The sequence below is a fragment of the Tabrizicola thermarum genome (assembly GCF_003574395.1).
In the GTDB taxonomy this organism is placed as follows: Bacteria; Pseudomonadota; Alphaproteobacteria; order Rhodobacterales; family Rhodobacteraceae; genus Tabrizicola; species Tabrizicola thermarum.
Genome location: NZ_KZ984537.1, coordinates 78,166 through 100,988, shown reverse-complemented (window position 1 = coordinate 100,988; position 22,823 = coordinate 78,166). Strand labels below are relative to the sequence as shown.

At 66.5% G+C, this 22,823-nt stretch carries 22 protein-coding genes; 15 read left to right on the top strand and 7 right to left on the bottom strand.

What is annotated here, in order from left to right:
- Positions 1-95: 95 nt before the first annotated feature.
- Genes D5084_RS02540 through D5084_RS02520 form a run of 5 tightly spaced genes read left to right on the top strand, consistent with a single transcriptional unit; the run spans position 96 to position 4,652 of the window.
- Positions 96-524: a hypothetical protein gene (locus tag D5084_RS02540; protein WP_128513938.1), complete on the top strand. Its 429-nt coding sequence runs from the start codon at positions 96-98 to the stop codon at positions 522-524.
- A gap of 48 nt (positions 525-572) precedes the next feature.
- Positions 573-1,043 carry a cupin domain-containing protein gene (locus D5084_RS02535; protein WP_128513937.1) on the top strand — a complete coding sequence of 157 codons (471 nt, stop codon included), beginning with the start codon at positions 573-575 and terminating at the stop codon, positions 1,041-1,043.
- Entirely contained in the window at positions 1,040-1,501 is a 462-nt protein-coding gene (locus D5084_RS02530; protein ID WP_128513936.1) for a hypothetical protein, read from the top strand. The genes D5084_RS02535 and D5084_RS02530 overlap by 4 nt, the downstream gene beginning before the upstream one ends.
- Positions 1,498-2,466 (top strand): cupin domain-containing protein, encoded by a 969-nt coding sequence (locus tag D5084_RS02525; protein WP_238382500.1) that lies wholly within the window; start codon positions 1,498-1,500, stop codon positions 2,464-2,466. Before D5084_RS02530 ends, D5084_RS02525 begins: the two co-directional genes overlap by 4 nt.
- Positions 2,463-4,652 (top strand): 3-hydroxyacyl-CoA dehydrogenase NAD-binding domain-containing protein, encoded by a 2,190-nt coding sequence (locus D5084_RS02520; protein WP_128513935.1) that lies wholly within the window; start codon positions 2,463-2,465, stop codon positions 4,650-4,652. The genes D5084_RS02525 and D5084_RS02520 overlap by 4 nt, the downstream gene beginning before the upstream one ends.
- Positions 4,653-4,685: 33 nt before the next feature.
- Here the strand turns inward: D5084_RS02520 and D5084_RS02515 are convergent, their stop codons facing one another.
- From D5084_RS02515 to dapA, 3 genes are all read right to left on the bottom strand, one after another.
- Positions 4,686-5,537 (bottom strand): DMT family transporter, encoded by an 852-nt coding sequence (locus D5084_RS02515; RefSeq protein WP_274378859.1) that lies wholly within the window; start codon positions 5,535-5,537, stop codon positions 4,686-4,688.
- Positions 5,538-5,607: 70 nt separating this feature from the next.
- Complete coding sequence (locus D5084_RS02510; RefSeq protein ID WP_128513934.1) at positions 5,608-6,636, bottom strand: trans-3-hydroxy-L-proline dehydratase; 1,029 nt, start codon at positions 6,634-6,636, stop codon at positions 5,608-5,610.
- Positions 6,637-6,744: 108 nt separating this feature from the next.
- Positions 6,745-7,617 carry a 4-hydroxy-tetrahydrodipicolinate synthase gene (dapA, locus tag D5084_RS02505; RefSeq protein WP_128513933.1) on the bottom strand — a complete coding sequence of 291 codons (873 nt, stop codon included), beginning with the start codon at positions 7,615-7,617 and terminating at the stop codon, positions 6,745-6,747.
- 134 nt (positions 7,618-7,751) lie between these two features.
- Here dapA and D5084_RS02500 point away from each other — a divergent pair, with 134 nt between their 5' ends.
- The gene (locus tag D5084_RS02500; protein WP_128513932.1) at positions 7,752-9,686 is read left to right on the top strand and encodes a lytic transglycosylase domain-containing protein; all 1,935 of its coding nucleotides are present in this window, start codon (positions 7,752-7,754) and stop codon (positions 9,684-9,686) included.
- Positions 9,687-9,692: 6 nt separating this feature from the next.
- On the opposite strand, the gene D5084_RS02495 is transcribed toward D5084_RS02500, so the two are convergent.
- Positions 9,693-10,133, bottom strand: a complete 441-nt coding sequence (locus tag D5084_RS02495; protein WP_128513931.1) for an ion channel — start codon at positions 10,131-10,133, stop codon at positions 9,693-9,695.
- A 49-nt stretch (positions 10,134-10,182) separates the two neighbouring features.
- Between D5084_RS02495 and smpB the strand changes: the two genes are divergently transcribed.
- The 6 genes from smpB (at position 10,183) to D5084_RS02465 (ending at position 15,977) form a co-directional block, all read left to right on the top strand.
- Positions 10,183-10,662 carry an SsrA-binding protein SmpB gene (gene smpB / locus D5084_RS02490; RefSeq protein ID WP_128513930.1) on the top strand — a complete coding sequence of 160 codons (480 nt, stop codon included), beginning with the start codon at positions 10,183-10,185 and terminating at the stop codon, positions 10,660-10,662.
- Between the two features lie 133 nt (positions 10,663-10,795).
- Entirely contained in the window at positions 10,796-11,077 is a 282-nt protein-coding gene (locus D5084_RS02485) for a hypothetical protein (protein WP_128513929.1), read from the top strand.
- 90 nt (positions 11,078-11,167) lie between these two features.
- The gene (gene sseA / locus D5084_RS02480; protein WP_128513928.1) at positions 11,168-12,031 is read left to right on the top strand and encodes a 3-mercaptopyruvate sulfurtransferase; all 864 of its coding nucleotides are present in this window, start codon (positions 11,168-11,170) and stop codon (positions 12,029-12,031) included.
- Positions 12,032-12,094: 63 nt separating this feature from the next.
- Positions 12,095-13,270: an amino acid aminotransferase gene (locus D5084_RS02475; protein WP_128513927.1), complete on the top strand. Its 1,176-nt coding sequence runs from the start codon at positions 12,095-12,097 to the stop codon at positions 13,268-13,270.
- 234 nt (positions 13,271-13,504) lie between these two features.
- Positions 13,505-14,581, top strand: a complete 1,077-nt coding sequence (locus D5084_RS02470; RefSeq protein WP_128513926.1) for a Hint domain-containing protein — start codon at positions 13,505-13,507, stop codon at positions 14,579-14,581.
- A gap of 76 nt (positions 14,582-14,657) precedes the next feature.
- Positions 14,658-15,977 carry an acetyl-CoA hydrolase/transferase family protein gene (locus D5084_RS02465; RefSeq protein WP_128513925.1) on the top strand — a complete coding sequence of 440 codons (1,320 nt, stop codon included), beginning with the start codon at positions 14,658-14,660 and terminating at the stop codon, positions 15,975-15,977.
- 613 nt (positions 15,978-16,590) lie between these two features.
- Here the strand turns inward: D5084_RS02465 and D5084_RS02460 are convergent.
- The 3 genes from D5084_RS02460 to D5084_RS02450 are packed head-to-tail and all read right to left on the bottom strand — an operon-like array spanning position 16,591 to position 18,816.
- The gene (locus D5084_RS02460; RefSeq protein ID WP_162302358.1) at positions 16,591-17,076 is read right to left on the bottom strand and encodes a CAP domain-containing protein; all 486 of its coding nucleotides are present in this window, start codon (positions 17,074-17,076) and stop codon (positions 16,591-16,593) included.
- Positions 17,054-17,884, bottom strand: a complete 831-nt coding sequence (gene fghA, locus D5084_RS02455) for an S-formylglutathione hydrolase (RefSeq protein ID WP_128513923.1) — start codon at positions 17,882-17,884, stop codon at positions 17,054-17,056. Before fghA ends, D5084_RS02460 begins: the two co-directional genes overlap by 23 nt.
- On the bottom strand, positions 17,881-18,816 hold the full coding sequence (locus D5084_RS02450; protein WP_128513922.1) for an AEC family transporter: 936 nt from the start codon (positions 18,814-18,816) through the stop codon (positions 17,881-17,883). The genes fghA and D5084_RS02450 overlap by 4 nt, the downstream gene beginning before the upstream one ends.
- 391 nt (positions 18,817-19,207) lie before the next feature.
- Here D5084_RS02450 and D5084_RS18515 point away from each other — a divergent pair, with 391 nt between their 5' ends.
- The 3 genes from D5084_RS18515 to D5084_RS02435 are packed head-to-tail and all read left to right on the top strand — an operon-like array spanning position 19,208 to position 22,773.
- The gene (locus D5084_RS18515; RefSeq protein WP_238382499.1) at positions 19,208-20,830 is read left to right on the top strand and encodes a serine/threonine protein kinase; all 1,623 of its coding nucleotides are present in this window, start codon (positions 19,208-19,210) and stop codon (positions 20,828-20,830) included.
- A gap of 37 nt (positions 20,831-20,867) precedes the next feature.
- Positions 20,868-21,716: an FHA domain-containing protein gene (locus D5084_RS02440; protein WP_128513921.1), complete on the top strand. Its 849-nt coding sequence runs from the start codon at positions 20,868-20,870 to the stop codon at positions 21,714-21,716.
- The gene (locus D5084_RS02435; RefSeq protein ID WP_238382498.1) at positions 21,697-22,773 is read left to right on the top strand and encodes a PP2C family protein-serine/threonine phosphatase; all 1,077 of its coding nucleotides are present in this window, start codon (positions 21,697-21,699) and stop codon (positions 22,771-22,773) included. Before D5084_RS02440 ends, D5084_RS02435 begins: the two co-directional genes overlap by 20 nt.
- The last annotated feature ends 50 nt before the right edge of the window (positions 22,774-22,823 follow it).

Sequence of the window (22,823 nt, the reverse complement as noted above, 5' to 3'; positions counted from 1 at the left end):
CGCTTTCGGCCCGTCGCCTGTCGCCAACCTACGCCGCGGCAGAGGTGATTCTCCCATGATGAGTGCTTCTTCGCATTTTCCAGAAGGGACCTTCGATGGAGTATTCGGAACTGACCGCTCAGCTGCGCTCTCGCGGAGAGCTGCTGCTGAGCGGGCAGATCGAGGAACTGGTTGCCTCGTACATCTATCCCTTGCCGATCTACCTGCAATCACGGTGCATGGTGCTGAACACGCCGTTCGACGCCTATCTGGTCTTCGACTTTCTGCGAACCGCGCTGCTGGAGCGGGGCGTGGTGTCGCTGCGCCCGCAGGTGAACGCAGTCGAACTGCCGCGCGGCGGTCGTTTCCGGGTCTGGATCGACTGGCACGAACTGGCCTATCCGGTCGAAGAGACCCGCAAATCCTCGGTGATCTACTATTGCCGCCAGACCAGTCTCGGCCCGCGGGCCGAGATGGTAGACTACACGCTGATGTCGATGCCGGAACTCGATCAGCAGTTCGCGGCGCTTGCCATGTCCGCCTGACGCCGGGACGTCCCCGGCGGGGCGCAGCCCAACCGGACGGAGGACCCGATGCCCGTGATTGATCCTGCCAAAGTGCCGGTGAAAACCGGTTCGATCTATCCCGAACCCTACGCCAGCATGATGAAGGGCCGGTCATCGCTCCGGCTGGGCGATGCCGGGGGGCTGACCCAGTTCGGGGTGAACCTGGTAACCCTGGAACCCGGGGCGCTGTCGTCCTTGCGGCACTGGCACCTGAACGAAGACGAGTTCGTGATGGTGACCGAGGGCGAATGCACCCTGGTCCAGGACGCGGGCGAAACCGTGATGCGGCCGGGCGATTGTGCGGCCTTTCCGGCCGGGTCCACCGACGGGCACCATTTCATCAACCGCAGCGACAAGGTCGCGCGGTTCCTGGTTGTGGGCACCAAGGCCCCGCGCGAGGTGGCGACCTATTCGGATGTGGACCTGCGGGTCGAGATCGAGGGCGGAAAGGCCCGGTTCACCTACAAGGACGGCAGCGACTGGACGGGGCCGCGATGAACCCGCTGACGATCTACCAGACTGCCTTGAATGTGGTGTCTGACGCCGTTCTGACGGGCGATTTCGACCGCTATGCCGCGATGATCGACCTGCCCTATCTGGTGCACACCGCAACGGCCGATCTCCTGGTGTCGACCCGCGCCGAATTGCGTCCGACCTTCGACGCGCTGTCGCAGGGCCTGAAGGCGCGAGGGGTGACGCATTACGAACGGGTCGCACGGGCAGCCGATTATGTCTCCCGCGACCGGATCGAGGGCTGGCACCATACCCATATGCTGATCGACGGCGCACCGATTGCCTATCCGCACAGCTCCAGCCACACTCTGGTCCGTCGCGGAGAAGACTGGCTGTTTTCCGAGGCGCAGTATCCCGCCGTGACAGCGGGGCACTGGCCGATGACGGACGCGGATCTCTTTGGCCATGTCGAACGCGGGCTTCCGCTGCGGGTCGCGCAATGATTGTCGACCCCGCCCTTGCACCGATCAGCGGCGAACACGGTCTGCGCAGCCTGCGCCTGTCGGTCGCGGGCCGGTTGACCCAGTTCGGGGCCTATCTTGAGACGCTTGCTCCCGGGGTCTGGTCCAGCCAGCGGCACTGGCATTCGGCCGAGGACGAATTCCTCTATCTCCTTTCCGGGACGGCAACCCTGCACGACGACCACGGGATGCGCGACCTTTTCCCCGGCGATTCCTGCGCCTGGCGGCATGGCGATCCGAACGGCCATCACCTGACGAACCGGGGCGACGTGCCCGCGGTCTGGCTGATCGTCGGGTCGCGGTGCAAGGGCGACATCTGCACCTATCCCGACGACGGCCGCCGACAGATCAACGAAGCGACCACATGGCGGATCGAGGCGGCGGATGGCGCGGTCCTGAAATCCGGCGACCTGCCTGCCGAGCTGCTCAACCTTCCCAAGCCCTGGGGAACCGCCTTTGCCGGCTCCCCGCGTCCCAACGTCCTGCGCGCCAGCGAGAGCGCCTGGGCCACCGACAACCCGACCCACCCGATCACCGGCCCGGGCCCCGGCCCCTATGGCTATTGCCTGCTCTCTGACCCAGGCGGTCTGACCCAGTTCGGCGCGTTCCTGGAAGAGCTTCCCCCTGGCTCAAGCTCCGGTCACCGTCATTGGCACGAGGCCGAGGATGAGATGGTCTACATGCTGGAAGGCCAGGCCGTTCTGGTCGAGGATCGCGAGACCTCCATCGGCCCCGGCGATACGCTGTGCTGGCCTGCAAACCTTCCCATCGGCCACCGGATCGACAACCGCTCGGACAGCCGAGTGCGGTATCTGGTGATTGGCACGCGGCTGCAGCGCGATGTTGTCCACTACACAGACCACGATCTTGTCACCCACAAGGACGGCGCTACCAGGCGCTACCTGCGGCGTGACGGCACTGAATATCCTGTCAGGAGAGCACCATGACCGACTTCACCATGACCACAGACGCCGAGGGCGTCGCCACGATCACCTGGGATGTCAAATCCAAGTCGATGAACGTGATGTCGACCGAGGCTTTCGGTCTTCTGTCCGACCTGATCGACAAGGCTCTGGCCGATGCAGGCATCAAGGGGATCATCCTCACCAGCGGAAAGAAGGATTTTGCCGGGGGGATGGACCTGAACGTCATCGCCCGGATGCGGGCCGGGGGCGCGCAGGCGATCTTTGACGGCGTGATGCAGATGCACCAGGTCCTGCGCAAGATCGAACGCGCGGGGATGGACCCGAAGACATTGAAAGGCGGCAAGCCCATCGTCGCGGCTCTGCCCGGCACGGCGCTGGGGATCGGGCTGGAACTGCCGCTCGCCTGCCACCGCATCATCGCGGCTGACAACCCCAAGGCAAAGATCGGCCTGCCCGAGATCATGGTCGGCATCTTCCCCGGCGCGGGCGGCACCACCCGGCTGTCGCGCAAGCTGGGCGCGATGATGGCGGCCCCCTTCCTGCTGGAGGGCAAGCTCGTCTCGCCGAAAGAGGCCAAGGGCGCGGGTCTGATCGACGAGGTCGTGGCGCCCGAGGACCTGCTGGCGCGGGCAAAGGAATGGGTGCTCTCGGCCACGGATGCCGACCTTGTGAAACCCTGGGACGCCAAGGGCTACAAGATGCCCGGCGGCGCGCCCTATCACCCGGCGGGGTTCCAGACCTTTGTCGGAGCTTCTGCCATGGTCCACGCCAAGACGATGGGCGTCTATCCGGCGGCCAAGGCCTTGTTGGCGGCGGTCTATGAGGGTGCGCTGGTGCCCTTCGACACCGCCCTGAAGATCGAAGCGCGGCATTTCACATCCGTGCTGATGAACCCCTCCTCCTCGGCGATGATCCGCAGCCTGTTCATCAACAAGGAGGCGCTGGAGAAGGGCGCGAACCGGCCGAAGGTCGCGGATCAGTCCGTGAAGAAGCTGGGCGTGATCGGGGCGGGCATGATGGGCGCAGGGATCGCCTATGTCAGTGCCAATGCCGGGATCGAGGTCGTCCTGATCGACGCCACGCAAGAGGCGGCGGATCGGGGCCGCGCGCATTCCGAGGGGCTGCTGGACAAGGGCATGAAGCGCGGCAAGGTTACAGCAGAGAAGAAGGCCGAAGTGCTGGGCCGGATCACCGCCACCACCGATTACGCCGCGCTGGCAGGTGCCGATCTGGTCGTGGAAGCGGTCTTCGAGGACCCGAAGGTCAAGGCCGAGGTGACAGCGAAGGTCGAGGCCGCGGTGGGACCGGAGTGCATCTACGCCACCAACACCTCGACCCTGCCGATCACCGGCCTTGCGAAGGCCAGCGCGCGCCCGGAACAGTTCATCGGCATCCACTTCTTTAGCCCGGTGGACAAGATGAACCTGGTCGAGATCATCCGCGGCAAGGCGACCGGCGAGCGCGCCGTAGCCAAGGCGCTGGATTTCGTCCGCCAGATCCGCAAGACCCCCATCGTCGTCAACGACGCGCGGTTCTTCTACGCCAACCGCTGCATCATCCCCTACATCAACGAAGGCATCCGCATGGTGGCCGAAGGTGTGGAACCGGCGCTGATCGAGAATGCGGCAAAGCTGGTGGGGATGCCGCTGGGCCCGCTGCAACTGGTGGACGAGACCTCGATCGACCTTGGCGTGAAGATCGCCAAGGCGACCAAGGCCGCGATGGGCAAGGACTACCCGGACGAGGCGGTGGACCATGTGCTGTTCTGGATGGCCGACCAGGGCCGGCTGGGCAGGAAGGCCAATGCCGGGTTCTACGCCTATTCCGACAAGGGCGAGCGGCTGGGTCTGTGGGAGGGCCTTGCGCGCAAGTATCCGCTGGACAAGATGCAGCCCTCGCTGGCGGACGTGCAGCATCGGCTTCTGTTCGCCCAGGTGCTGGAGGCGGTGCGGGCGCTGGAGGACGGCGTCCTGACCGACATCCGTGAGGGCGATGTGGGCGCGATCCTCGGCTGGGGCTTTGCGCCCTGGTCGGGCGGACCGTTCTCGTGGCTGGACATGATCGGAGCGGGGCGGGCCGTAGAGATCTGCCGCGGCCTGACCGCCCAGTTCGGGCCGCGCTTCCACGCTCCGGCGCTGCTGCGCGAGATGGCCGAGACGGGTCAGACCTTCTACGGCCGCTTCGGCGGCGAAAGAGCCGCAGCCTAGGGACGTCGGGCAGGGTGGGCGATATCGCCCACCCTACTTTCGCGTCAGCGCAAAGAGACCCGAGCCCACGACAAGCCCGGCACCGATCCAGGTGGCAAGGTCGGGCCGTTCGCCGAACAGAACCATCGCCAGCACCATCGCGAAGACCAGCCGCGTATAGCGGAACGGCGTGACGGCCCCCACCTCTCCTGTCCGCATGGCATAGGTCAGCGCGTGGTAGCCCGACATGCCGAACACCGTGCCCCCCGTCAGACAGGCCCAGGCGGCACCCGAGGGCAACCGCGCCCCCCCGTTGATGACCAGCAGGATCGCCCCTGCCACCGCCAGCATCGCGAAGCCCAGCGCGCCGAGCTGCCGGTTCGACAGCCCCTTGGGTGCAGCCCGGGTCGCGAGGTCCCGGCCCGCAAAGCCCAGAAGACCCACGACGGCCAGCAACGACAGCGCCGAGAAATCCGACCCTGGTCGCAGGATCACAAGCACGCCCAAGAAGCCCGCCAGCACGGCCAGCCAGCGGCCCAGGCTGACTCTTTCGCCAAAGACCAGCGCGGCCCCGGCGACGACGACAAGGGGCGTCGCCTGTAGAATGGCCGAGGTCGTGGACAGCGCCGTCAGGGTGATCGCGAGGCCATAGAACAGCCGCCCGGTGATCTCGAACCCGCAGCGGATCAGCATGGGTCGCGACAGGAAGGCAGGGGGCAGCGGGGTCTCGCCCTGCCGGACGGCCATTGCGGCAAAGACGAGCATCCCGCTCAGCCCGATGGTCATCAGGACCTGACCCAGCGGCAAGGTCTGTGCGGCGGCTTTCACGAAGACATCCTCGACTGCAAAGCCTGCCATCGACGCTGTCATGTAAAGCGCGCCGCGCTGGTTTTGGGTCAAGGCCAAGCTGCCCTCCCCAGGCCCTTCGGGCACGCGTCGGCTGGCTTCAAGGACGGACCGAAGGGGCAGACGAACATCATCGCGCACCCCAGGTGTCGGACAGCCGATAGCCCTCGGGCCAGGGATCGGCGGGGTCCAGCATGTGCTGATGAGTCCCGGTGATCCAGGCGCGGCCCGAGATTTCGGGCAGGATCGCAGCAAGATCGCCCACCTTTGCGGCCCCGACGATCCGCCCTTCGAACTGGCCGCCGATCAGAGAGCGCGCCCGCAGCACCTCACCCGGTGCCATCTGCCCCCGTGCCGCCAGGATCGCCAGCCGGGCGGAAACCGCCGTCCCGGTGGGCGAGCGGTCGATCTTGCCGGGGCGGATCGAGACGGCGTGCTGCGTCTCCCATCCATCCGCGACGCGGACCAGCGGACCGGCGAAAAGACAGAAGGAGAAATGCCGCCAATCCGGGTTTTCAGGATGGTGGAAGCCGAGCTGCTCATCGGCGGCCCTCGTGATCTGCACGCCCAGCTTGGCCATCGCATGGGCCTCCTCGGGCGCGTGGCGGAATCCCAGCCCCCGGGCGTCCACCACGACGAAACTGTCGGCCCCATAGGCCGTGTCCACCGTCAGGCGGCCCACCCCCGGCACGTCCAGCGGCACGCCCAGCCGGTCGACAAAGGACGGCAGGTTTCGGACGTGGATGCGCTGCGCCTTGCCGTCGCGGCAATCGGCGCGGACAGTGACAAGGCCGCCGGGGGCCTCCAGCGTGATCTCGGTCACGGGTTCGGTCATGGGCAGGATCCCGCTGTCCAGCAGCACGGTCGCCACGCAAATCGAGTTGGACCCCGACATCGGCGGGTTGTCCTCGGGCTCCATGATGATGAAACCCATCTGCGCGCGGGGGTTCTTGGGCGGGACCAGCAGGTTCACATGCCGGAACACTCCGCCGCGCGGTTCGTTCAGGACGAAGTTCCGCAGGGTCTGGTCGCGCCAGAGCGACTCGCGCATTTCCCACAGCGTCGCGCCGGGCGGAGGGGCGACGCCACCGACGATCACGTCACCGACCTCGCCCTCGGCATGGGCAGAGATGACATGGATGCTCCTGGTGCTGCGCATGGGCGGACCTTGCTCGGGCTGCGCGGAAATGACAAGCGCCCCGCCGGTCGGACGGGGCGCAAATCTTTTCGAAAAGATTTGCAAATTCCTTCGAAGGAATTTGGCGCCTCAGATCAGCCCGGCGTGCTTCATCGCGGCCTTGATCCGGGCCTTGGTGCCGTCGGTCAGGCCTACCAATGGCAGGCGGACCTCTTCCGAACAGAGACCGAGCAGCGACAGGCCATACTTCGCCCCCACAAGACCGGGCTCGATGAAGATCGCCTCGTGCAGCGGCATCAGCTTGTCCTGATACTCCAGCGCCTTGGCGTAATCGCCGCGCAGGGTCGCCTCCTGAAACTCCGCGCACAGACGCGGGGCGACGTTGGCGGTGACGCTGATGCAGCCCACCCCGCCATGCGCGTTGAAGCCCAGCGCGGTCGCATCCTCGCCCGAAAGCTGGATGAAATCCGCCCCGCAGGCGGCACGCTGCTGGCTCACGCGTTCGATCTTGCCTGTGGCGTCCTTGACGCCGATGATCCGGGGCAGTTTCGCAAGCTGACCCATCGTTTCGGGCGTCATGTCGATCACCGACCGGCCGGGAATGTTGTAGATGATGATCGGCAGCTGGCAGCAATCGTGCAGCGCGGTGTAATGCGCGATCAGGCCGGCCTGCGTCGGCTTGTTGTAATAGGGTGTCACCACCAGAGCCGCATCCGCCCCGACCTTCTCGGCATGGCGGATCAGGCTGATGCCTTCCACGGTGTTGTTCGACCCGGCGCCCGCGATCACCGGGACGCGGCCTGCGACGGCCGCCACGACCTCTTCGATCACCCTCTGGTGTTCCGCGTGGCTCAGCGTCGGGCTTTCGCCCGTCGTCCCCACCGGCACGATCCCGTGGCTGCCCTCGGCGATGTGCCAGTCCACGAGTTTCTTCAGCGTCACCAGATCCAGCTCGCCGTTCTTGAACGGCGTCACCAGGGCAGGAAGGGACCCTCTGATCATGACGCTTCTCCTCTCATGGGCGGGATTGCCCGAAATCGGGTTCCTCTTAGCGGCTGGCAGACCCAAAGCCAAGTCTTGCGCGCTGACGCAAGTGTGGGTTGTCCACCGGCGCCGCGTCAGGCAGATTCGGCGGCATGAGCAGCAGAACAATGATCCGGGCGCTGGTCCTGGCCCTTGGCCTCCAGACGCTTCCGGCGACAGCAGATACGACAGAGGCGATGCGGACGGCCTTGCAGCTGGCCGCTGGCAAGGATTGGAACGGCGCGCTGGCCGTGGCACCCTCGGGCGTCGGACGGGACGTGATCGACTGGCAGCGTCTGCGGGCAGGAGACGGGCGGCTGGGAGAGTACGAGGATTTCCTCGCCCGTCGCCCGGACTGGCCGGGCCTGCCGCTCTTGCGCGAAAAGGGCGAAGAGGCCGTCGCGCGCTCGACCGATCCGGCCCGCATCATCGCCTGGTTCGAGGCCGGTCTGCCCGTGACCGGGCGCGGTGCCATCGCCTATGTCCGCGCGCTTCAGGCACAGGGCCGGGCGGCAGAGGCCGAGACCGAGGCGATGCGGGCCTGGTCCAGGCTTGCCTTCTCGCCCGAGCAGGAAGCCGAGATGATCGGCCTTGCGCCCGAAGCGGTGGGTTTCGTCCATGAACTGCGCCTGGACACTCTCCTGTGGGAGGGCCGGACGAAAGAGGCGACGCGGATGCTGTCGCGCGTGCCCGAGGATCTTCAGGCCCTGGCCCGCGCGCGGATCGCGCTGCAAGAACAGGGCAAGGGTGTCACCGGCCTGATCGAGGCGGTGCCGAAAAAACGCGCGGGCGATCCGGGCCTGGCCTATGACCGGTTCATCTGGCGAATGAAGAAGGATCTGTACGACGAGGCGACCGAGCTGATCCTCGAGCGTTCGAAATCCGCTGAAAGCCTCGGCCGCCCGCAGGCCTGGGCCGAACGCCGGGCGCTTCTGGCGCGCTGGCTGATGCGGCAGGGCCGCGCGAAAGAGGCGTACCGGGTCGCCGCGAACCACCATTTGCCAACCGACAGCGGTGCCTCGGCCTATGCCGATCTGGAGTTTCTGGCGGGCTTCATTGCGCTGCGGCGGCTGAACGATCCGGCGACAGCCGAAAGGCATTTCCAGCATCTCCTCGCCGGGGTTTCGACGCCGATCAGCGTGGCGCGGGCGCACTACTGGATCGGCCGCGCAGAAGAGGCGGCGGGGCGGGACGGCAGCGCCAGCTACCGGGCGGCGGCAAGGCATCAGACGGCCTTCTACGGGCTTCTGGCTGCCGAACGGCTGGGGCTGTCGCTGGACGCAAGCCTTCTCGCCCGGCCTGCCACCCCGGACTGGCGCAGCGCCGGGTTCGCCCGGTCCTCCGTTCTGGCCGCGGCCGAGCTTCTGCGCAAGGCCGGCGACCGCAGCCTGGCCAGGCGCTTCCTTCTGCACCTTGGCGAAAGCCAGGACGCGACGGGACTTGCCCAGATGGCCGACATGGCGCTGGCCTGGGGCGACCCGAACATGGCACTCCTGATCGCAAAGCAGGCCGCCGAACGCGGGCTGATCCTGCCGCATGCCTATTACCCGGTCCCCGAATTCGTGCCGGACGAGTTGAAGATCAGCCGCGCGCTGGCCCTGTCCATCGCCCGGCGGGAAAGCGAATTCGACCCCACCGCCCGGTCCTCGGCCGATGCGCGCGGGCTGATGCAGGTCCTGCCGGGGACCGCGAAGCACATGGCCGAAAAGCTCGGCAAGACGTTCGACGCAGGCAAGCTGACCTCGGACCCGGCCTACAACGTGACGATGGGCTCGGCCTATCTGGCCGAAATGGCGGCCGAGTTCGGCCCCTCGATCGCGCTGATCGCCTCGGGCTACAATGCCGGGCCGGGCCGCCCGCGCCGCTGGATCACCGAATTCGGCGACCCGAGGCGTCCCGACGTGGATGTCGTGGACTGGGTCGAGACGATCCCCTTCGCCGAAACGCGGACCTATGTGATGCGGGTGGCCGAAGGCGTGGTGATCTACCGCGCCAAGCTGAAGGGCGCGGCCGGGCCGGTTCGGATCACCAGCGAGTTGAAAGGGTAAGGCGGATCAGTCCTTGTGCCGCGCCTCAAGCTGCGTCAACCGGACCTGGCGCAGCGCCTCGACCAGAAGCGCGGTCAGCAGGCCAAAGCTGAGAAACCCGTTCACCGCAGCCATGGCCGCAAGAATGCGCCAGTCCTCCGGCGGCACCACATCGCCGAGGCCCAGCGTGGTAAATGCGACCAGCGCGAAATAGGTGGCCTCCTCCAGGCTGGCGAAGGCCCCCAGCGTGAACATCGCAAAGGCCCAGATCCAGACACCCGCCGTCACCACCACCAGCACCCATAGACCGACCGCGACCAGCATCGCCAACAGCTTCAGTCGCTGCGGCGGCCGCAGCAGCCAGGGATGGACCCGGCGGAACCCGACTTCCAGGATCAGGGCCGCGCTGGCCATGACCAGGATGTTGAGGATCAGCAGAACCGACCCCAAGGCAATCTGTCCGAACATGTCGCCCCTTCTGGACTAAGCCTGCGCCAAGGCTTATCTCACCGCGATCATGGTGGCAAAGTCCGATCCGAACTCCAAGCTGATCGCCGAGAACCGGCGCGCGCGTTTCGATTACCATATCGAAAGCGACCTCGAGGCCGGCATCGTGCTTTTGGGCTCCGAGGTGAAAAGCCTGCGCCAGGGCGGCGCGAACATCGCGGAAAGCTATGCCTCGGTCGAGGGCGGCGAGCTGTGGCTGATCAACAGCTACATCGCCCCCTATCTTCAGGCCAGGACCTTCGGGCACGAGGAACGGCGGCGGCGCAAGCTTCTGGTTTCGAAGAAGGAACTGTCGCGGCTTTGGTCTGCGGTGGGGCGTGAGGGCATGACCATCGTGCCGATGAAGATGTATTTCAACGACCGCGGCATCGTGAAACTGAAACTGGGGATCGCCAAGGGCAAGAAGCTGGCCGACAAGCGCGAGACCAGCGCCAGGCGCGACTGGGAACGCGACAAGGCCCGGCTGCTGAAACAGAACAGCCGCGGCTGAACTTGCACTTTTACGACATTTCTTGCCCGACCTGCGTCAGTCTGTCAGACTTTCCCATGCCGGACAGCAAGTCCGGGGGATAGGCCGGGCAAACCCGGTCACGGGAACCGGCGGAAAGTGGGAGTTACGGGTAATGGAACTTGTCATCCAGATCATCGCGGGTCTGATCGGCGGCAACGCAGCCGGCGCGGGGGCGAAGAACCTCAGCCTCGGCACGGCGGGCAACTCGGTCGTGGGCGGTGTCGGCGGCCTTCTCGGCGGTCTTCTGACCAACATGATGGCCGGCGGCGGCGCGGGGATTGACCTGTCGAACCTCGACATCGGCGCGCTGGCCCAGGCCATCGGCGGCGGCGGTATCGGCGGCGCGATCCTCACCGTGATCGCAGGAATGGTGAAGAAGGCTCTGGTCAAGTAACAGCCAAAGGCGCGGGGGCGCTCTGTCCCCGCGCCGCTTGCAAGGGTCCCGCAGCGATGCATATATCCGGGTCAACCCCGGGAGGCCCAAATGACCCCATCGCCGCAGGATGACCCCAGGACGCTGGTCTCGACCGACTGGCTGGCCAGACACCTGCGCGACCCCGACCTGCGTGTGCTGGACGCCAGCTGGTACCTGCCGGCCCAGAACCGGGACGCCAAGGCCGAATATGCCGCCGCCCATATCCCCGGCGCGCGGTTCTTCGACATCGACGAGATTTCCGACCAGCGCTCCTCTCTCCCCCACATGGCCCCCCCGCCCGAGAAGTTCATCTCCCGGATGCGGGCGATGGGCGTGGGCGACGGGCATCAGGTGGTGGTCTACGACGGCGCGGGGATCTTCTCCGCCGCGCGGGTCTGGTGGACCTTCCGCCTGATGGGCAAGACGGATGTGGCCGTTCTCGACGGCGGTTTCCCCAAATGGCAGGCCGAGGGGCGCGAGGTCGAGGACATGCCCCCGGTGATCCGCGACCGGCACATGACTGTCAGCCGGCAGAACCATCTGGTGAAGGACGTGACGCAAGTTGCCCATGCCGCCAAGCTGGGCGAGGCCGAGATCATCGACGCCCGCTCTGCCCCCCGCTTCCGCGGTGAGGCACCAGAGCCGCGTGCGGGCCTGCGGTCCGGGCATATCCCGGGATCGAAGAACCTGCCCTTCCCGGAGGTGCTGAACCCCGACGGCACGATGAAATCCCCCGACGCGCTGCGCGGGGTCTTCGAGGCTGCGGGGATCGACCTGAAGAAGCCCGCGATCACCACCTGCGGGTCCGGCGTGACGGCGGCGATCCTGTCGCTCGCGCTGGAACGGATCGGCCACCGGAACCATGCGCTTTATGACGGGTCCTGGGCCGAATGGGGCATGTATGAGGATCTGCGGGTGGCCACCGGCCCCTGACGGTCCTTGCCGAGCGTTCCGGCTTGTGGCACTGGGCTGGCGTCCAGAACCCCGGGAAATCCCATGCTTGAAACCCTGAACCCCCAGCCGCAGGACAAGATCCTGCAACTCATCGCCATGTTCCGCGAGGACCCGCGGACCACGAAGATCGACCTTGGCGTCGGCGTCTACAAGGACGCAAACGGCCTGACCCCGGTGATGCGCGCGGTGAAGGCGGCGGAAAGGCAGCTGTGGGAGACGGAGACCACCAAGACCTACACCGGCCTTGCGGGCGAACCGGCCTACAACGCAGCCCTGGTGAACATGATCCTGGGTGACGGCCACGCTGACCGGGCGGCGTCCGTGGCGACCCCCGGCGGCACCGGCGCGATCCGGCAGGCGCTGGAGCTGATCCGCATGGCCAATCCCAAGGCCCGCGTCTGGATGTCGGCGCCGACCTGGCCGAACCATCCCTCGATCGTGAAATACCTCGGGATGACCGGGGTCGAGTATCGCTATTTCGACTCCGCCACCTCGGGCATCGACTTTGCGGGCCTGATGGCCGACCTCGAAGGCGTGGCTGCGGGCGATGCGGTGCTGCTGCACGGCTGCTGCCACAACCCGACGGGCGCGAACCTTGATGCGGGACAGTGGGATCAGGTGATCGCGCTTTTGCAACGGAAAGGGGCCGTGCCCTTCGTCGATCTGGCCTATCAGGGCTTCGGCGACGGGCTTGAGGAAGATGCGGCGGCGACGCGCAAGATCGCGGCGGCCTTTCCCGAAGTGCTGATTGCCGCCAGTTGTTCCAAGAACTTCGGCATCTACCGCGAACGGACCGGCATCCTGATCGCCCTCACTTCGCCTGACCGCAAAGCCGTGGTGCAAGGCAACCTGAACTTCCTGAACCGGCAGAACTACAGCTTCCCCCCCGACCACGGCGCGCGGCTGGTGACGATGATCCTGGAGGACGCGGGCCTGACCGCCGCGTGGAAGCAGGAACTGGAGGAAGTCCGCCAGAACATGCTGGGCCTGCGCAAGCAGCTGGCCGATGAACTCCGCCGCGCCACCAACTCGGACCGCTTCGACTTTGTCGCATCGCACCGCGGCATGTTCAGCCGGCTGGGCCTGACCGAGGCCCAGGTGAACCGGCTGCGCGAGGAACACGGCATCTACATGGTCGGCGACAGCCGCATCAACATCGCGGGGCTGAACGCGCAGACGGTCCCGGTTCTGGCCGCCGCCATCGCGCAGGTGATCTGACCGGGCCGCCGACCATTGGCCCCCGGGATCAGTCCCCCGCTTGACTGGGCCCCGGGCCGACCAGACCGACGTCACCGTTTCACCTCGGTCGCCCGGCCCGAGGTTTCGCCCCTTTGGCCCCGACACCAACCAGCGCGTTCTTTCGCGTGCAGTCCAAGTCTTTCCTTTTTTCAACCAGAAATTTACGTCACAGTCACAGGGTAACAGTGACAGCTTGGTGCGGGGCAGGTTCAAATGCCGACAACTTTCAACGTCTTTCAGTTGGGCGTGCGCCCCTCCATCGACCCGACGGAAGGCAATCAGGTCGCGGAAAATGCCTCGGCGCTGGTCGGGCTGACCTTCGGCGCGCCCGGAACCCCGCTGCTGAACACCGCTGCCGTCCTGACCCCGGGGGCGTTCAACGGCGGCACGGCCAATGTCTACGACATGAACAATTCGCTGTCGAACGACACGTTCCGCATCAACGGCGGGCCGCTGCAGACCTTCGACGGCACGGCGATCTACAACGCGACCATCACCTATCTGGATGGCACCACGGCAACGATCACGGCCGTCATCTTCCAGGATACGGCGGGCAATACCTACTGGGCACCGGAATTCTCTCTGAATGCCGACCAGACGGCGATGGAGGCCAAGCCGATCCGCTCGCTGACGCTGGACAGCCTGAACGGCAACACCTTCACCGGCATGAACGCCATCCGCGAGACGTGGAACTACCTGATCTGCTACGTCCGCGGCACGCACATCCTTACCCCGGACGGCGAAAGGCCGATCGAGGATCTGCGCCCGGGCGACCTTGTGACCACGCGGGACAACGGCGCCCAACCCATTCGCTGGATCGGGTGCAGCCGGGCTGCGGCGCGGGGCACGCTGGCACCCGTGCGCCTTGCGCGGGGGGCGCTTGGCCGGGGTCTGCCGCGGCGCGACCTCCTGGTGTCGCGCCAGCACCGCATGCTGCTTTGCAGCCCGGTGGTCGAACGGATGTTCGGCACGAAAGAGGTTCTGGTGCCCGCCATCAAGCTCCTGGGCCTGACCGGGGCCTCGGTCGAGGATACCGGCAGATCGGTGGACTATTTTCACCTGCTGACCGACCGGCACGAGATCATCTTTGCCGAAGGCGCACCCAGCGAGACGCTGCTGACCGGACCGGAGGCGCGTCATGCCATGGGTCCGGAAGCTCTGGACGAGATAGAGACGCTGTTCCCCGGCCTGATCGACGCGGTGGCCCGTCCGGCCTGCAAGGTGGTGCGCGATACCCGCGTCGCGCGCCTGATCGCCCGCCACGACAAGAACCGGATGAGCTTTGTCTAGCCTCGGCCCCCAATTGCGCCGATAACCTCAGAAAGAATGCAGAGTCCTGATACGGCTCGGGACCAGGGGGGAGACGATGGCCAAGGCAGCAAGGCGGATCACGGCCGAAGAGGCGGCGGGGCTGGTCCGGTCGGGCATGTGGCTGGACTACGGCGCGGTGCTGGGCCAGCCCGATGTCTTCGACGAGGCCTTGGCGGCGCGGCTGGGCGAGGTGACGAACCTGCGGTTCCGCTCCGTCCTCACCGCCCGCCCCCGCGCGGTGCTGGAAGCGGACCCCGAGGCGCGACATGTCCACTGGTTCTCGACCCACTTCTCCGGCTACGACCGCCGCAAGCATGATGCCGGGATGGCGCATTACCTGCCGGTGAACCTGGGCGAGGTCCCCGACTACTACCGCCGCTTCATCGACCCGCCGGACATCGTGGTCTTCAAGACCGCGCCGATGGATGCGCAAGGCTTCTTCAACTTCGGCCCGAATACGCTGTGGATGCGGGCCCTGGTCGAACGCGGGCGCGTGGTGATCGTCGAGGAGACCCCGACGCTGCCCTATGTGATGGGCGAAGGGACCGGGGCGCATGTGTCTGAGGTGGACTACATCATCCAAGGCTATGACCGCCCGATGGCCGAGTTGCCGAAGGCCCCCGCGACCGAGGTCGACAAGGCCGTCGCCCGGCTGATCGCGGCGGAGGTGGAGGATGGGTCCTGTCTTCAGATCGGGATCGGGGGGATGCCGAACGCGGTGTGTTCCCTGTTGGCGGAGAGCCCGGTTTCGGACCTTGGCATCCACACCGAGATGATGACGGACGGGATCGTGGACCTTTACCGGGCCGGGCGGGTCACCGGGGCGCGGAAGCAGCTGAATCCGGGGAAGATGGTCTGCACCTTCGCGCTGGGGGCGCAGTATCTGTACGACTTCATCGACCGCAACCCGGAAGTGGAGTTTCACCCGGTCGACTATACGAACCTTCCCCACAACATCATGCGGAACGACAAGGTGGTGTCGATCAACAATACGACCCAGATCGACCTGCAAGGCCAGGCGGCATCAGAGACGGACGGGTTCCGGCATATCTCGGGCACGGGGGGGCAGTTGCAGTTCGTGCGGGGGGCCTATGGGTCGCGGGGCGGGAAAAGCTTCATGTGCCTCGCCTCGACCTACGAGAAGAAGGGGGAGCGGCGGAGCCGGATCGTGACGGCGCTGACCCGGGGCAACGTGGTGACGACGCCCCGGACGGACATGATGTATGTGGTCACCGAATACGGGATGGTGAACCTGAAGGGGCGGTCGATCGCAGAGAGGGCGCGGGCCTTGATTTCGATCGCGCACCCGGATTTCCGGGAGGAGCTGGAGCGGGACGCCTGGGAGCACCGGCTGATCCCGCGGGGGTTCTTCTGAGGGCTGCGCCGCGCGTGGTCAGTTTCCTCGGGCGTTTGGAATCAAGGGCTTGGCTGTGGGCGTTAGGGTTTGGTCAACCAAAGTTCCAACTGCAACGCATCCTGACAATTTCCTTGGCGAAGGCTTCGGCGGGGGTCTGTAGCCGAATGCCTTTCCGGGCCTGTCGTTCAGGAGCCCGGCGATGTGGTCGGGGTCGCGCCGGGAACGGGCCGACAGGCCCGCGCCCCAGGGCAGGAACTGGCGCAAGAGGCCCGTTGGTGGTCTCGTTCGCCCCGCGCTGCCGGAAGGCGTGGGGGTCGCAAGACCAGATGTCGAGCTTCGGGCGCCGGGCCGGTTCGGGGCAGGAGGCCGTCGAGAGGCCGCTGGCGGCAGCCCCGACGTCAGAGCCCTGCGATGCGCTTCCGCGGGCTCGCCCCGCGCCGATGCCCGGCAAAGGGGAAAGTCCGCCCTGCACGGACCGGATGAGGACCCCCCGTGGAACGCAGTCCTGTGCAAAGCCCGGATCCACGATGGTCCGCTTCGGGCCGGAGTTTGCCAATGCCGGAAGTCCGCAGCCAAGTCATGGAAAAGACGACGGTCGCAGATATGTCCCTGCGCGGACAGCCCGATCTGCCTAGCCGGGTGCGGCGAAGATCTGAACCCAGTAGTAGCGCAAGGGGGCCCGCTGGCCGCGCAGGGGGCGGTCGTCGGGCTGATGGACAAGGGCGATTCCGGTCTCCTGCATCGTGCAGTCCAGCATGTTGCGGCGATGCCCGGGGCTTTTCAGCCAGCTCCGCACCACCTCGCCCGCCGATGTCTGCCCCGCCGCGATGTTTTCCGCCGCCGCGCGGTAGTCGTAACCCTGCCGCCTGATCCGGCTGGAGAAGCGGCTGCCATCCTTGCCGGCATGAGCGAAGAAATCCTGCTCGGCCATCGCCCTTGCATGGGACCGCGCCGCCGCCATTAGCTTCGGGTTGGGCCTGAGCGGCCCGCAGCCCGCCCTGGCCCGCGCCGCATTGACCGCCGACAGGACCGAGTCGGCCGGCCCTGCCGCAAGCGGCGGTGCCAGCGCGACCGACAGCGCGATCAGGACGGCGCTAGCCCAGGAAGGCCTGGGCATGGAAGGACACATGGTCCTCCATGAAGGTCGAGACGAAGAAATAGCTGTGGTCATAGCCCTTCTGCATCCGGAACGTCCCCCCCTGCCGCGCCGAGACCATCGCTTCGGCCAGCGCCTCGGGGCGGAGCTTGTCGAGGAACTGGTCGGACGTCCCCTGATCGACCAGCAGCGGCCCGTCGAATCCCCGGCGCCGCATCAGCAAGGTGGCATCATGCGCCGCCCAGGACGACTCGTCGGGTCCGAGATAGGCAGAAAACTGCGGACGGCCCCAGTCGCTGACCGTCGGGTGGCAGATCGGCGCGAAGGCCGAGGCGGATCTGAAACGGCCCGGAAAGCTCATGGCGATGGTCAGCGCACCGTGGCCGCCCATGGAATGGCCGGTGATCCCCTGCACCTCTTCGGCCAGCGGGAAGGCGTTGAAGAGAAGGCGCGGCAGTTCGTCGGTCACATAGTCCCACATGCGGAAATGCGGGGCCCAGGGTTTCCGGGTGGCGTTGACGTAGAAGCCCGCACCCTGCCCCAGCGCGAAGTCCGGGTCGTTCGCCACCCCTTCGCCGCGCGGGGAGGTGTCGGGAAAGACCAGCGCGATGCCTGCCTCGGCCGCCCAGCGCTGTGCGCCGGCCTTCACCATCGCGTTTTCATGCGTGCAGGTCAGGCCAGAGAGGAACCAGAGCAGCGGCACAGGGCCATCCTCGGCCTGGGCGGGCAGGAAGAGGCCGAAGGTCATGTCGCAGGCGCAGGCGATCGAGGCATGGGTATAGACGCCCTGGACGCCGCCGAAGGCCCGGTTCTCGGACACGGTTTTCATATGTAGCCCCCCTGACTGAGCAGCGCGATCACGGCTGTCACCGTCAGCACCGAGGCGGCGGTCGATAGCAGGATCGCGGTGGAAACCCGTTGCGGCGCAACGCGGTAGTGCTGCGCCAGGATGAAGACGTTGCCGGCGACGGGCAAGGCTGCGGCGGCGATCATCACCCCCGCCGGATAGCCGGTGACGCCGAACAGCCAGCAGGCCCCGGCCACGGCGGCGGGGTGCAGGACCAGCTTGGCGAAGGACAGCCAGGCCGCGACTTCCAGCCGTTCCGCAGACCGGCCCGACAGCGAGGCGCCGATGGCGAACAGCGCGCAGGGGGTGGCGGCGGCACCAAGCAGCGTCATGAACTCGGCCACCGGGCCCGGCAGAGCCAGCCCCGTCGCGCCCCAGGCGATGCCGAGCACGACCGAGACGATCATCGGGTTCTTCGCCAGCCCGATGGCAAGGACGCCGAAGGTCTGCATGCTGACCCGCCCTGCGCGAAGGCCGGTGATGACCATGGTCAGGATCGAGGAGAAGACGATCAGGTCGACCGCCAGGACCAGGAGCACCGGCCCCACCGCCTGCGGCCCGAGGAGAAGCGCCAGCATCGGGATGCCAAGGAAGCCCACGTTGCCGATCACCCCGGTATGCGCCTCGAACACCGCTTCTTCGGCGCTGGTGCGGCGGGCCAGGGCGACGGTGGCGACGATCAGCCAGACGACGGTCGTTGCAAGAAGGTAGGCAAAGACGAAGGGCCAGGAGAAGATGGCGGCAAGGTCGAGGTTGGCGGCAAAGCCGAACAGCATCGCGGAAAGCGCGAAGTAGAAGACGAAACGGGTCAGATAGGCCGTCGCCTCTTCCGAGAAGAACCGGGTGCGCCCGGCAATGTAGCCGACCCCGATCACGGCGAAGAACGGCAGGGTCTTCAGAAGTATCGACAGCATGGCTGCACTGGTGTCATGCAGGGGCGGAAAGGGCAAGCCCGACCGTCGGGAATCGGCCGCCGCAAGGCCGTTGCCAGGGCGCATCCGGCCGGTCGCATCTCCGGCCTGACCCCGGGCGCGATGTGGCAAAAGCGGGGCAGCTGCACCGAAGGTCATTGTTGCGCCCTGCGGACCACGGGATGCGCCCGGCGTGGTTAACTGCGCAACTTATGGGGGAAAATGCCGATGCAAGTGGTTTCATCATCGTATTTTATGCATCGTTTGGTTGATCGATTGTGGCGAAAAACGAACGAAACGGCTTCACGTTTTGGCCCAAGTCCTTGGCTAGACCTGAGGGATGCCGCGATGCGTTTCCAGGGGGGGGAATGCGGGGTTCGGCAGAACAGGTAGGATGATGACTGCTGCCGCGCGAAAGTTCGAGTCAGGCGACGCAGGACCCAGCAGTGACGAGCTGGCGGTTGGCACCCGGCTGATGTCCGGTCAGTACACCATCACCTCCTTCGTCAACAGCGGCGGGTTCGGGTTCGTCTATCTCGCCACCGACTCGCTGGATCGCACGGTTGTCATCAAGGAATGCTTTCCCAGCGCCTACTGCCGCCGGATCGGCAATGCGGTCGGGGCGCGGTCGCGGGCGCACACCGACGATTTCCGTGCGGCCGTCCGCCACTTCGTCCAGGAAGCGGTGACGCTGTCGCAGCTGAATCATCCGAACATCGTCAAGGTCCATCAGGTCTTCGAATGCAACGAGACCGCCTATATGGCGATGGACTACATCAAGGGCTACGACCTATTGCAGACGGTCGAGGGCAGCGCGCCTCCGCTGACCCCGAAAGAGATCATCGCCCATCTGCACACCATGCTGGACGCGGTCGGCCATGTGCATGGGCACGGACTGCTGCACCGCGACATCTCGCCCGACAACATGATCGTCGATGTGGCGAAGGGTCAGCCGGTGCTGATCGACTTCGGCGCCTCGCGCAAGGAAGTGACCCGGAAAAGCCGGGCGGTTTCGGGCCTGCGCGTGGTGAAGGACGGCTATTCGCCGCAGGAATTCTACGTCAGCGGCAGCAAGCAGGCCCCGTGCAGCGATCTGTATGCCCTGGGCGCCAGCTTCTATCATCTCATCACCGGCGAGACGCCCAAGACCTCGCAGGAGCGCCTGTCGGCGATCGCCGGGCGCGAAGGCGATCCACTGCGCCCGCTGGCAGGCCGGTTCCGGGGCTACCCGGTCGAGTTCCTGCGCGCGATCGACAAGGCGATGGCGATCTTCCCGCGCGACCGGCTGCAATCGGTCGAGGAATGGCGTGCGATGCTGGGCGGAACCCTGCCCGCGGCCAGGCCCGCGGCCGTGATCCCGCTGGCTGCAAAGGCCGCACCGGCCGACCTCGCCCCCGCGGTGGCCGCGCCCGCAACGGCTGCACCTGCCGCAACGGCCTTTGCCCCGGCCGACGACGCGCCGGTTGCGACCGCGCCGGACCTGCCCGAAGCGCCTGCCGTGGCACCTTCGGAACCCGCCGTCGCCGCCGCGATCCCGGCCCCGACAGAACGACCCGGCGGTGCGCTGCAAAGCCCGAAGGACATGCTGACCATGGCCGCCGCTGCAACCCTGCTTCTGGTCGGTCTTCTGGCGCTGCCGGCATTGGTGAGCAAGTCCGACGACAGAGCGGGCCAGGCGGAGGCCCGTGTCGCGGCGGCCGACGCGCCTTTGGGCGGAGAGCAGCTTCCCGTGGTCAACGTGGTGCGGCTGCCGAACGGGCTGGCCTTCGAGTCGATCCAGACTGCCACCGGCACGATGACGGTGGTGGCGACGGTCCCCGATGGTGCCGACACCACGCTGCAGGTTGGGGACGTGCTGCTGGTCTATGCGGCCTCGGGTGAGCCGATTGGCACCGAATCGGCGCTTGGTGATATACTCAGGCGCGAGTCTGCGCGCGGAGTTTCAACCTACGGTTTTGTCGTCCGGCGTGGTACGAGTACAATCGATGCGGGGTTCCGGCTGGGGGTTGCCGGATAATCCGCGAAAGCGAAAATTCTGACTGGGAGAGATCATCGTGAAGTTCCTTCGCTCTATCTTCGGCGAGAAAGACGAGGCGGGTACGGCGGCTGGCACGATCGAAGCTGGTCCCGATCCGGTCCTTGCCGCCCTGGCAGAACTGGAAGTGAAACGCCTGCGCGAGGCTCTGGCAGCAGCTGCCCCTGCCCCGGCGCCCGAGCCCGAGCCCGAGGTTCGGCAAGAGGTGCAGGTCCCCCGCCCCAGCCGTGTGGTCAAGGCCAAGGCGCCGCTGCCGGAAGGCGTACCCCCCCCGGCGCGCAGCATCTGGGACCTTGAGGAGCAAGCCCCGAAGGCCGCTGTCGGCCCGGCCGACGAAGGCTCGGTCGGGGCCTCTCCGCGCCGCGCGACCCGGACCAAGACCCGTGTGCTTGGCTTCGAGGCACAGCCTGCCGCCGTCGTTCCGCTTTTCGAAGGCGCCGAGACCCTGCCCGTCGCCGCGCCCCCGGCACAGGGGAAGGGCTATGTGATGTTCCCGGCCGGGTGGCTGATCGTGAAGGACGGCCCCGGAAAAGGCGCCTCTTTCGCCCTGTCGCAGGGAGTCTCGCAGATCGGGCGCGGCTTGGACCAGACCATATCGCTGGACTATGGCGACATGGCGATTTCGCGCCATAACCACGCGGCGATCGCCTACGACCCGCAGACCCACGAATTCCATATCGGCCATGGTGGCAAGTCGAACCTTGTCCGTCTGAATGGCCGCCCGCTTCTGTCGACCGAACCCGCCAAGGACGGCGACGAGATCCAGATTGGCGAGACCACCCTGATCCTGAAAGTGCTGTGTACACCGGAGTTCAACTGGTCGTCGTACGAGGCGGAGGGAGACGGGCATGATATGGCGATCGCGTGAACCGCGTTACGACGTCGCCTCCGGGATCAGCCAGGGCGCGCGCGACTACCAGGAAGACGCGATCACCGCGGATTTTCCTGTCGGCGCCGAAGCGGGTTTCGTGGTGCTGGCCGATGGCATGGGGGGCCATGCCGCCGGGGATGTCGCCTCGAAGATCGTCCTGACCGAAGTCTATTCCGAGCTGAAGTTTCAATTCGCCGATGTCGAGGCGTTCGAGCGCCGCGCCCCCGAGATCCTTCGCAATGTGGCGGAATTCGCCAACCAGACGTTGCGCAACCACACCATGAACCACCCCGAGACCGAGGGCATGGGGGCAACGCTGGTGGTCCCGGCCCTGGTCGAGAACCGGCTGTGGTGGGTCTCGATCGGCGATTCGCCCCTGTTCCTGTTCCGGGACGGCAAGCTGACGCAGCTGAACCAGGACCATTCGATGGGGCCGCAGATCGACTTCATGGTGCAGTCCGGTCTGCTGGACGCGGAGACGGCTGCGAACCATCCCGACCGGAATTGCCTCGTCTCGGTGCTGATGGGCGCGAAGATCGCCAAGATCGACTGCCCGACCCAGCCGGTCGATCTGAAGGCCGGGGACATCGTCATCTGTTCGTCCGACGGGCTTCAGTTCCTGACCGACGCGCAGATCACGAAGGTGCTGACAAAGTACCGCAAGTCGCGATCGACCGAGATCGCCGAGCGGCTGCTGGAAGAGGTCCACAAGCTGGACGATCCGGATCAGGACAACATCAGCTTCACGATCATCAAGGTGAACGACGCCTCGGTGCGCGCCAAACCGGCCCGCGAGGGCGGGACTTCGGTGGCGGTGGCCCGGCCACGCGGTCTGACCAAGGTGGTGAGCGAGCCCGATCTGATCGCGGTCCCGCCCGAGGAAAAGACCCCGGCCCTGGTCGTCGACGAGGTCGCGGCGACGGTCGGCCTGCCGGCGTCCGGCTCAGACGCGTTCGACGCCCCGCTGCCCGAGGCCGCGCCAGACCCGGACCAGGCCGCGGAGGCTGCGCCCCAGGTGACCGTCACGCCCCGGCGCTTTGCGGCGCTTGCCTGAGACGGGGAAGGCACGGGAAACGCACGGGAAACGCACGGGGCCGCGCCGGG

Excerpts from the sequence above, each read along its gene's own strand:
- fghA (WP_128513923.1), bottom strand. The coding sequence starts at position 17,884 with ATGAAAACCGTGTCCGAGAACCGGGCCTTCGGCGGCGTCCAGGGCGTC.
- D5084_RS02465 (WP_128513925.1), top strand. The coding sequence starts at position 14,658 with ATGGCCAAGGCAGCAAGGCGGATCACGGCCGAAGAGGCGGCGGGGCTG.
- D5084_RS02500 (WP_128513932.1), top strand. The coding sequence starts at position 7,752 with ATGAGCAGCAGAACAATGATCCGGGCGCTGGTCCTGGCCCTTGGCCTC.
- sseA (WP_128513928.1), top strand. The coding sequence starts at position 11,168 with ATGACCCCATCGCCGCAGGATGACCCCAGGACGCTGGTCTCGACCGAC.
- D5084_RS02470 (WP_128513926.1), top strand. The coding sequence starts at position 13,505 with ATGCCGACAACTTTCAACGTCTTTCAGTTGGGCGTGCGCCCCTCCATC.
- D5084_RS02520 (WP_128513935.1), top strand. The coding sequence starts at position 2,463 with ATGACCGACTTCACCATGACCACAGACGCCGAGGGCGTCGCCACGATC.
- D5084_RS02450 (WP_128513922.1), bottom strand. The coding sequence starts at position 18,816 with ATGCTGTCGATACTTCTGAAGACCCTGCCGTTCTTCGCCGTGATCGGG.
- D5084_RS02530 (WP_128513936.1), top strand. The coding sequence starts at position 1,040 with ATGAACCCGCTGACGATCTACCAGACTGCCTTGAATGTGGTGTCTGAC.
- D5084_RS02485 (WP_128513929.1), top strand. The coding sequence starts at position 10,796 with ATGGAACTTGTCATCCAGATCATCGCGGGTCTGATCGGCGGCAACGCA.
- D5084_RS18515 (WP_238382499.1), top strand. The coding sequence starts at position 19,208 with ATGATGACTGCTGCCGCGCGAAAGTTCGAGTCAGGCGACGCAGGACCC.
- D5084_RS02510 (WP_128513934.1), bottom strand. The coding sequence starts at position 6,636 with ATGCGCAGCACCAGGAGCATCCATGTCATCTCTGCCCATGCCGAGGGC.
- D5084_RS02535 (WP_128513937.1), top strand. The coding sequence starts at position 573 with ATGCCCGTGATTGATCCTGCCAAAGTGCCGGTGAAAACCGGTTCGATC.
- D5084_RS02525 (WP_238382500.1), top strand. The coding sequence starts at position 1,498 with ATGATTGTCGACCCCGCCCTTGCACCGATCAGCGGCGAACACGGTCTG.
- D5084_RS02495 (WP_128513931.1), bottom strand. The coding sequence starts at position 10,133 with ATGTTCGGACAGATTGCCTTGGGGTCGGTTCTGCTGATCCTCAACATC.
- D5084_RS02475 (WP_128513927.1), top strand. The coding sequence starts at position 12,095 with ATGCTTGAAACCCTGAACCCCCAGCCGCAGGACAAGATCCTGCAACTC.
- D5084_RS02460 (WP_162302358.1), bottom strand. The coding sequence starts at position 17,076 with ATGCCCAGGCCTTCCTGGGCTAGCGCCGTCCTGATCGCGCTGTCGGTC.
- D5084_RS02435 (WP_238382498.1), top strand. The coding sequence starts at position 21,697 with ATGATATGGCGATCGCGTGAACCGCGTTACGACGTCGCCTCCGGGATC.
- D5084_RS02540 (WP_128513938.1), top strand. The coding sequence starts at position 96 with ATGGAGTATTCGGAACTGACCGCTCAGCTGCGCTCTCGCGGAGAGCTG.
- smpB (WP_128513930.1), top strand. The coding sequence starts at position 10,183 with ATGGTGGCAAAGTCCGATCCGAACTCCAAGCTGATCGCCGAGAACCGG.
- dapA (WP_128513933.1), bottom strand. The coding sequence starts at position 7,617 with ATGATCAGAGGGTCCCTTCCTGCCCTGGTGACGCCGTTCAAGAACGGC.